The 8,858-nt window shown below is 71.0% G+C and carries 6 protein-coding genes; 3 read left to right on the top strand and 3 right to left on the bottom strand.

Annotated elements, in window-relative coordinates:
• Positions 1-174: DUF2071 domain-containing protein (locus NLI01S_RS25465; RefSeq protein ID WP_190318586.1), on the bottom strand; the 174-nt coding region annotated here is incomplete at its 3' end.
• Positions 175-330: 156 nt separating this feature from the next.
• Here NLI01S_RS25465 and NLI01S_RS24605 point away from each other — a divergent pair.
• Both NLI01S_RS24605 and NLI01S_RS24600 read left to right on the top strand, forming a co-directional pair.
• Positions 331-1,230, top strand: coding sequence for a dihydrodipicolinate synthase family protein (locus tag NLI01S_RS24605; RefSeq protein ID WP_067609262.1), 900 nt, complete (start codon positions 331-333; stop codon positions 1,228-1,230).
• A 147-nt stretch (positions 1,231-1,377) separates the two neighbouring features.
• Entirely contained in the window at positions 1,378-2,250 is an 873-nt protein-coding gene (locus NLI01S_RS24600; RefSeq protein WP_157091132.1) for a tetratricopeptide repeat protein, read from the top strand.
• Between the two features lie 104 nt (positions 2,251-2,354).
• On the opposite strand, the gene NLI01S_RS24595 is transcribed toward NLI01S_RS24600, so the two are convergent.
• Positions 2,355-4,910 (bottom strand): MMPL family transporter, encoded by a 2,556-nt coding sequence (locus NLI01S_RS24595; protein ID WP_067609256.1) that lies wholly within the window; start codon positions 4,908-4,910, stop codon positions 2,355-2,357.
• 370 nt (positions 4,911-5,280) lie between these two features.
• Here NLI01S_RS24595 and NLI01S_RS24590 point away from each other — a divergent pair, with 370 nt between their 5' ends.
• The gene (locus NLI01S_RS24590) at positions 5,281-8,283 is read left to right on the top strand and encodes a tetratricopeptide repeat protein (protein ID WP_067609254.1); all 3,003 of its coding nucleotides are present in this window, start codon (positions 5,281-5,283) and stop codon (positions 8,281-8,283) included.
• A 27-nt stretch (positions 8,284-8,310) separates the two neighbouring features.
• Here NLI01S_RS24590 and NLI01S_RS24585 read toward each other — a convergent pair whose 3' ends face one another.
• Entirely contained in the window at positions 8,311-8,757 is a 447-nt protein-coding gene (locus tag NLI01S_RS24585; RefSeq protein ID WP_067609265.1) for a GNAT family N-acetyltransferase, read from the bottom strand.
• Positions 8,758-8,858: the final 101 nt, after the last annotated feature.

The following is an 8,858-nucleotide window of genomic DNA, read 5'->3' as shown; positions in this document are numbered from 1 at the left end:
GAGGGTGTCCGGGCTGGTCCCGGGCGGGAGCAGGTGCGCCACGGCCTCGGGTTCCACCCGCCAGTGCACGAAGACGACGTCCGCCCAGGCCTGGCACAGCGGCGCCGGGCCCGGTAGGGGCGGGGGTAGGAGAGAACGGGCGTTCCACCGGTCGGTTCGAGGGGTCGTCTCCATAAGACACATCCTGCCTTGTGGGGAGGGCGCCGGGGCTCCCCAAGGGGGCGTGTCCGTATGCCGGCCGGCAGTCCGGGTGACCACCGAGCGGCCTCAGAATGGACCGGGTGGAGGCGCTCTCGCCTCCGAGTCGACGGATCTCTTCGAAGGAGCCCGATGGAGTTCACCGGCCTCAGTGCCTTTCCGCTCACCCCGTTCACCCCTGGCGGCGAGGTCGACGAGGCCGCGTTCGTGGGTCTGGTCGACCGCCTGGTCACGGCCGGGGTCGACTCCATCGCCCCGCTCGGGTCGACCGGTTCGTACGCCTACCTGAGTCGGGAGGAACGCGCCCGGGTGGCTCGGATGGCGGTCGAGGCGGCGGGGGACGTTCCGGTCATGGTGGGCATCGGTGCGATGCGGACCCGGGACGTGCTCGCCCACGCCGAGGACGCGCAGGCGGCGGGGATGTCGGCGGTGCTGCTCGCACCGGTGTCCTACCAGCCGCTCACCCCGGAGGACGTGTTCGGGTTGTACGAGGAGGTGACCCGGGAGCTGTCGGTGCCGTTGGTGGTCTACGACAACCCCGGCACCACCCGTTTCACCTTCACCGACGAGCTGTACCTGGCGGTGGCGGAGCTTGCGGGGGTGGCCTCGATCAAGATCCCCGGGGTGCCGGTCGATCCGGGGGCGGCGAGCGAACGGGTGGGGCGCTTGCGGGAGCTACTGCCCGAGCACGTGACCATCGGTGTCTCCGGCGACCCGTTCGCCGCGACCGGGCTGAACGCCGGGTGCGAGGCCTGGTACTCGGTGATCGGCGGAATTCTTCCCGAGGCGGGCCTGACGATCGGCCGCGCCGCGCGTGCGGGTGACGCGGCGGGCGCGGTGGCGGCCTCCGAGCGGCTGCGACCGTTGTGGGACCTGTTCGCCGAGCACGGAAGCCTGCGCGTGGTCGCGGTGGTCGCCGAACACCTGGGCCTGGTGCGCGGGCCGAGCCTGCCCTCCCCCGTCCGCGGGTTGTCGGGGCAGGCGCGGGCGAGGGTGGTCGCGGTGGTGGAGGAACTGGTGTCGGGCGGATGAGGGGCGCCCGGCGGAGGGCCCCGAGACGCGGCCCCGGAAGGCGGTCCGCCCTGGCATAGGGTGTGGCGGCGGGTTCGCGCCGTGCTCCGCTCCCCGGCCGTCCCCGTGGTCGGACAGGACGCGAAGGAGACGAAACGAGGTGGCAGGGTGGCTCGCTGGTTCGGCGGACGCTGGAAGAAGAAGGCCGATCCTGCGGAGGTCTCGGAGACCTCGGGTGCGGCCGATTCCTCCGGGCTCGGACGGTCCGCTCAGGGCCCGGAGGATTCAGGGGTTTTCGAACCCTCGTCCGTACCGCCTGGCTTCTACGACGGGGCCGACGAGTTGATGGATCGGGCACACGCCCACCTGGACCAGGACGAGTTCGCGCGGGCCGAGATCCTCTTCGAAGCGGCCTCGGACGAGTACCGTCGGGCCACCGAATCCCTGGGCGCGCCTCGGGCCTCGGGCGAGGTCGTCCTGAAGATCGCCATGGCGTCGCGGATGCGTGGCAGGGCGCTCATCGAGCTGGGCCGTTTCGAGGACGCGGTCGACGCGGGGGCGGAGGCGCTCGCGCTGCTCCAGCAGTTCATTCCCGACCAGGACTTCGAGGCACTGATCCGGGACGCCCCCGAGCTCGCCGACGCCTACGCCTCGGCCCTGGACGAGGTGGTCGTCGCCCGGGTGAACGCCACGGTGCGGGCGGCGCAGGAGGAGCGGGCCGACTCCGAGTCGTTGGAGGAGACCCTCCTGCACGCGAACGCGGCGCTGACCGTGCGCAACCTCCTGCTCGACCGCCACGCACCCCGGACCTGGTCCGGGCTGGCGGGGGCCCTGGTGTCCTTGGGGCACCTGGAGATGCTGCTGGGCGACGGGGAGAAGGGGGTGCCGAGGGTGACCAGGGCGAACGCCATCCTGCTGAACGTGGACTCCACCGACCCGCTCAAGCGCAGGGCGGCCGAGGCCCTGCGCGCGGCCGACGGACTCTACCCGCAGATCCTGAAGAAGAACCCGGTGCCCACGGATCCGCGCGAGGCTCTGTGAGCACCCACCGATCCTGAATCGCCGGTGGTCGACGGGCGTGCGGGGCGTCCACGGGCGGGACGGTGTGGCCCGGCGGAGGGCTGGGCCGACGTGCCGGGACGTGCTCACCCTCGCTCCGGCCGCTCGCGCCCCCTCGTCGCTGTCCCGCCGTTGTCGGGACGAAGGCGAGCGCCTTCGACGTCGACGTCGGGCAGCGCCCGGTCCAGCCACTTCGGTAGCCACCACGCCGCCTTCCCGAAGAGTGCCATGACCGCGGGGACCAGCGTCATCCGGACCAGGAAGGCGTCCACCAGCACACCGACCGCCAGGGCGAAGGCGACCGGCTGGATGGTGGTGTTGTCGCTGAACACGAACGAGGCGAACACCGCGATCATGATGACCGCCGCGCACACCACGACGCGAGCACTGGCCCGGAACCCGGTCACGACGGCGTGGCGCGCCTCGCCCCCGTGCACGAAGTCCTCGCGCATCCGGCTGACCAGGAAGACCTCGTAGTCCATGGCCAGCCCGAACAAGGTACCGATCAAGACGATGGGCAGGAACGACAGCAACGTTTCGGTGGGGGTGACGCCCAGCAGGTCGGCGCCCTGACCCCACTGGAAGACCGCCACGGTGGCGCCCAGGGCCGCACCCATGCTCAGCACGAAGCCCAGCGCGGCCTTGACCGGAACCAGGATGGAGCGGAAGACCAGCATCAGCAGGATCAGGGCCAGGCCCACCACGACGATGAGGAAGAGGGGCATGGCCTCGGAGAGGCGTTCGGAGGTGTCGATGCTGGTCGCGGTCGCCCCCGTCACGGAGATCTCGGCGCCGGTGTCGTCCTCCCAGCCCGACCGGGCGTCGCGGATCTCGTGCAGCAGGTCCTCGGTGGCCACCGCCGAGGGGCCCTCGTGCGGCACGGCCACGACCATGGCGGTGTCCTCGTCGTCGCTGTGGAGCGGAGGCCGTACCTCGTCGACGCCGTCGAGGTCCTCCAGGTTTTCCCGGACCCGGTCGGCGTCGTCGGTGTCCGGCGATTCCACCACCACCAGGAACTGGGCGTTGTGTCCTTCCCCGAACTCGTCGGTGATGATGTCGTAGGCCCGGTGCTGGGTGCTGTCGGGGGCGCTGGACTCGTCGGTGGGCAGGCCCAGTCGCATGCCCAAGAGCGGGAGCATGGTCAGGCCCAGCACGACGAGCACGGCGACGGTGATGGGCAGTGGGTGTCGGGTGATCACGCCGGCCCAGCGGGAGCCCAGGGTCGATTCGGCGGTCAGGGCTCGTTGGGCACGCCTGCCCAGGACGGGCACTCGGCCCGTGTTCAGGTGGGATCCCAGTAGGCCCAGGATGGCGGGGAGCAGGGTGAGCGCCACCAGGACGGCGAAGGCCACGGTCATCGCCGCGGCCACACCCATGACGGTCAGGAAGGGGATCCGCACGATGCTCAGGCCCAGGAGCGCGATCACGACCGTGATACCGGCGAAGGTGACGGCGCTGCCGGCGGTACCGATGGCGCGGCCCGTGGATTCCTGAGGATCCATGCCGTCGGAGAGTTGTTGGCGGTGTCGGGCCAGAACGAACAGGCTGTAGTCGATGCCCACGGCCAACCCCAGCATCAGCGCCAGTAGAGGGGCGGTGCTGGTGAGTTCCAGGACTCGGGAGAGCGCGTAGAGCAGGCCCATGCCGGCGCCGGCACCCGCCAGGGCCATGAGGAGGGGGATACCCGCCGCGACGATCGCCCCGAAATTGACCACCAGGACGATCAGGGCGACCACCAGACCGACGCCCTCGCCTCCCTTGACACCGGCGACCTGTGCCGCGGTGATGGACTGTCCGCTGTACTCCACGGTGAGACCGGAGGCCTCGGCCTGGGCCCCGCTGTCGAGCAACTCGTCCACGACCCGGGGCGGCACGCTGCCGTCGGGGTCGGTGAACTGGACGGTGAGCAGGGCCGTGCTCTCGTCCTCGGAGACGACCGGGATCTGTTCCCAGACCTGTTCGTCGAGCTCTTCATCGGCCTCGGCGGGCAGGTCGTCTTCGGTGATGGCGCGGTCGACCTCGGCTTCCACCCGGGGGCGGACCTGGTCCTCGTCGAACGCGGGCGCTTGGTCCCGGACCTGTTCGCGCGCCTGTTCCTCGGCCTGTTCCAGTGCGTCGTCACGGCCGGGGGCGCCTTCGGGGAACTGCGCCTCCGCGGCGGAGCGCGCCTGTTCGACCGCCTCGTCCTCGGCGTCGGACAGCTCGGAGTCGTACTCCTGACGGGCCTGACGCATCCCTTGTTCCACCATCGTGGCGCGCAGTTCGTCGCTCTCCAAAGCGGTTTCGTGGCCTTGGTCGTGGAGGTCGAAGGGGTCGGTGACCGATTCGACTCCGTCGAGGTCCTCGATGTGCGCGGCGGTGTCGCGCACGGCCTCCTCGTAGGTGTGGGAGGTGACCTCCTCTCCCTCGGGTGCCTGGAGGACGACGGTGGCCTGCCCTCCGCTACGTTCGGGAAAGCGTTCCTGGAGGGCGTCCACGGTGTCCTGGGATTCGGTGCCCGGGATGGAGAAGGAGTCGGAGACGGGGGCCCGGAAGACGAACGCGGCCGTGCCCAACGCCGCCACGAGCACCACCCAGGCCAGGAGCACCGACCATCGGTGCCGGTAGCAGAACTTACCCAGGTGGTAGAGGAACGTGGCCATCGCGCTCGACCTTTCGTGAGTGGGTGGTTCGAACGTGCGTGATCCGACCACCTTCGATCTTCGTCGCCTTCCGCGATGAAATCCTCACACTGGGTGATGGATTCTTGTGTTTCGTGGGGGGGCGTGTCGCCCGAACGCACTGCGGGAGGCCGATTCGGGAGCGAGGAAGCAGGAGGTTCCGGGAACACCGGCGCCGACACCCACCGCCCTGACGGTGTACGCGGGGTGAGCAATCGGTGAACGTCGCCGGGCGGCTCTCCCCCGCTCTGGACACCGTCCGTCCCACCGCACAAGGATCGGTTCTCTGCCGGGCCACGAACACCGAAGGCCCGGCGTGGCAGGAGGATCCGCGGGTTCGGGAGGGACCAGGGTGAGCCGACCGACAGGCAGACGGTGGCGGCCGGCCCACACGGGGCTGGCCGGCGCCCTGGCCACGCTGGTGGGTGCGGGCACCGCCTTGCAGGAGGTGCCCGGACTTTTCCCGGAGGGCGCCGGGGTGTGGGTCGCGTTGTCGGGGTTGCTCGGCACCACGGTCGCGGTCACCGGCCAGACCCTCCTGGAACGGGCGGACCGCGCGCAGACGCTCGAACCGGATCCGGTGTCGCGGCCACGACTGCGCCCACGGTTGCCGCCGCCCACCGACCACTTCACCGGACGCGACGAACTCATGTCCGAACTGCCGGCCCTGTTCGACCGTTTCCCCCGACCCGGTGCCCGGAGCCTGGTGGACCGCTTTCCTCGTCCGGGTCGGGGAAACGACTCACGTGGTCCGTTGGTCATCGCGATCACCGGTGAGGGCGGCACCGGCAAGAGCGAGCTCGCGGTGCAGATCGCCGACCGGGTCGCGGACCGTTTCCCCGACGGGAAGATGGAGTTCGAGCTGTACGGCGCCGCACTCCAGGGCCCGGCGGGTGGCCGCTCGCCGCGAGCGCCCGAGGAGGTCCTCGCCGAGATGGTCAAGGAGATGGGCCGGCACCCCACCGAGGACGCCTCGTTGGAGGAACTCAAGGGGATGTGGCGGACCGCGACCGAGGAACGCCGACTGCTCCTGGTGTTGGACAACGCCAAGGACCACAAGCAGGTCGAGCCGTTGCTGCCCGGCGGGCGCGGATGCGCGGTGCTCGTCACCGGCCGCACCACGTTCGCCGGCGCCGACCGTTCCATGATCCAGCGCCCGCTGGACACCCTCAGCGACAAGGAGGGGCTGGAGCTGATCGAGCGGTTGGTCTCGGCCTCGGGGCGCGCCCTGACCGAGGAGGACCGGGCGGCACTGCCCGGATTGGTCGAGGCCTGTCATGGTCTGCCGCTGGCGATCCGGCAGGTGGGAACGCAGATCACCCGCAGCAACTCCACGAGCGCCGCCGCGCTTTTGACGGACATGCGCGAGTCGAAACTGCTGCCCGGGCTGTCCTCCTCCCTGGCCTTCGGTCTGCAACAGTGCGAACCCCGGGAGCGGTTGCTGCTGGGCCGGTTGGCGGGCGCCGGGCTGACCACCTTCACCGCGTGGGCGGCCGCCGCCCTGGTCGATTCCGACGAGGAGGAGGCCATGGGCATGTTGGAGAACCTGAGCGACCGGTACCTGTTGACCTACCTGTATCGCAGCGCCGGGTTCAGGCGCTTCCAGCTACACGACCGGGTCCGGGCCACCCTGCGGGGCGAGGGCCCGAACCTGTTGGGGATCCCCGAGGAGGAACGACCGGACTGGTCGGCGGAGCGGCTCAGGACCGCGGAACGGCGGTTGTTGGCCGCCTACGTGCGCCGTGCGGAGGCCGCGGCCCGGCGTGCCGCCCCGCACGAGTGGAACGTGGCTGTCGCGCCCGCCGACCCTTCCGAGTCGGCCGACCGCTCCCGCATGGCCCCCGCCCCGGACGACCCCCTGGCCTGGTTGGAGTCCGAGCGACGCGGGTTCGAGGTGTGCTTCCAAAAGACCAGGCCGGGCCGGACCGGTGAGCCGGTCGACCCTGGGCTCATCGTCCACGGTCAACGGTTGCGGCGGGCGTTCGCCGTGCTGTGCCGGACCGGGCGCAGACACTGGTCCGCGATGCGCCTCGCCACCCAGGAGGCCACCGTTCTGGCCCTGGAGTCACAGGATCCGTCGGCCTACGGTGTGGCGTTGCTGGAGCGGGCCGAGGTGGCGGGCGGGCACGGGGACCACGACACCGGGTACGAGCGGGCGCTGACCGCCCTGCACGTGTTGGAGGGGGTGGAGCCGGCGGTGGATCCGCGCCGGCTCGCGCGGGCGCACCGGGCGATCGGGGTGAACCTGTACCGCAGGGGCGACCTGGACGACGGGCGGGACGAACTGGAGGTGGCCAGACGGATCTTCGAGGAGCACGACGATCCGTGGTGGACGGCGCGCACCTTGTGCAACCTGGCCGAGGTGGACCGTTTCCAGGGTCACCTGGAGCGGGCCTACGAACTGCTCTTCCAGGCGGAGGCGTTGATCGCAGGTTCGCGGGACCTGCCCGAGTTGTCGTCGCGGGTGCAGTTGCAGCGCGGTGAGGTGTTGCGGCTGCGCGGGTTCACGCTCAACGCCTGGTTCGTGCTGTCCGAGGGGTTGGAGCAGCTGAGCCGGGCGTCGAACGAGTACTGGTACCGGGCGCGCTTCCTGCGTTCATTGGGTCAGTTGTCCACACGGGACCTCAATCGGGAGGCCGGGGAGTGCGAACTGTTGCTCGCGCCGTGGCGTGCGCGAGATCGCGGGTCGCGGGCGCGAGACCCGCGATGGCGGGCCCGGCAGGAGACCAAGGTGCGCGCGCTGTTCGTGGAGGGGTACCCGGAGTACGCGGAGCGTTGCGCCCGGCCCGAGCCGTCGCGGTGGCCGTTGGGGCGGGCAGGACGGTTGCGGGACACCTGGAAGGTGGAGCGCCGGATCGAACGGTTGCGCGAGGCCGAGCGCACGTTCGAGGAGATCGGCGATGACTGGGGGCGGTGGCGCACCTGCCTGGTGTTGGGCGAGGCGCTGCTGGATCACGGCGGGGGCGACGGCAAGGAGGAGTTCCTGCGGGCCGCTCGGGGGTTCGAGGAGCTCGGTGACAGGTGGTGGCACGCGCGGGCGCACCGCCGGGCCGCGGAGTCGTTGCGGCGGGCCGGTCGGCTCGCGGAGGCCGAGGAGCTGGCGCGGGTGGCGATCGAGGGGTATCGCGGACTGCGACATCGGTCGGGGCGGCTGCGCGCGACGATCCTGCTGGCCGAGATCCTGGCGGTGCCCAACCCGGTGGCGGCGTGGCGGATCCTGGACCGGGCGCGGGCGATCGCGGAGGAAGGGGTGCTCTCGGGGGACGTACCGGAGTCGCTGCTACGGGAGATGGAGCGGTTGTCGCACCGGACCCGGGCGTTGAAGGAGACCATCGAGAGCAGTCGGCCGAGTTGAGGCGACCAGGGCGCGAATGGCTCGCCCTCAGGGGCGCCAACGCAGGTGGACGTCGGGTTCGCGTTCCTCGTTGCCGGCGCCGTCGGTGCGTTCGACCTCGTCGAAGCCGTGCCGGGCGTAGAAGCGCAGTGCGGGCTCGTTGACCTGGAAACACCACAGGTCCAGACCATCGGGTCGGCGTTCCTTGGCCAGGTCCGCGAACCGGTCGCCCAGGCCGCGTCCCCGATGATCGGGGTCCAGGTAGAGCTGGTCGAGGTCGGACCCGTCCAGCGCCATGACGCCCACCGGCCGTCCATCGTGGGTCTGCGCCAGCCAGGTCTCACAGCCGGGCACGACCACGGCCGCGAACCAGGCGCGCACCTCGTCGTCGGTGTGCGCCCGGGACACGGTGGGCAGTGCGGCGGCGAAGGATCGCAACCACAGGTCGGCGACCACACGGGCGTCGTGGGCGGTCGCCCGACGCAGTGTCTCCATGCCGAAGATGATCCACGATTCCGGCCCCGGGCGCACCGGGTTTTCCCGTGCCGTCGGTCGAGATGAATGATTCCAAGGGGTGGGCGGCTGGTGGGGCGCCT

It is taken from the genome of Nocardiopsis listeri NBRC 13360 (assembly GCF_001570765.1).
In the GTDB taxonomy this organism is placed as follows: Bacteria; Actinomycetota; Actinomycetes; order Streptosporangiales; family Streptosporangiaceae; genus Nocardiopsis; species Nocardiopsis listeri.
The sequence above is the reverse complement of the archived record's forward strand: the minus strand, read 5'-3'. Positions and strand labels throughout refer to the sequence as shown.

Bases quoted from the DNA above. Each gene is read 5' to 3' on its own strand.
- NLI01S_RS24605 (WP_067609262.1), top strand. From the start codon at position 331: ATGGAGTTCACCGGCCTCAGTGCCTTTCCGCTCACCCCGTTCACCCCT.
- NLI01S_RS24595 (WP_067609256.1), bottom strand. From the start codon at position 4,910: ATGGCCACGTTCCTCTACCACCTGGGTAAGTTCTGCTACCGGCACCGA.
- NLI01S_RS24585 (WP_067609265.1), bottom strand. From the start codon at position 8,757: ATGGAGACACTGCGTCGGGCGACCGCCCACGACGCCCGTGTGGTCGCC.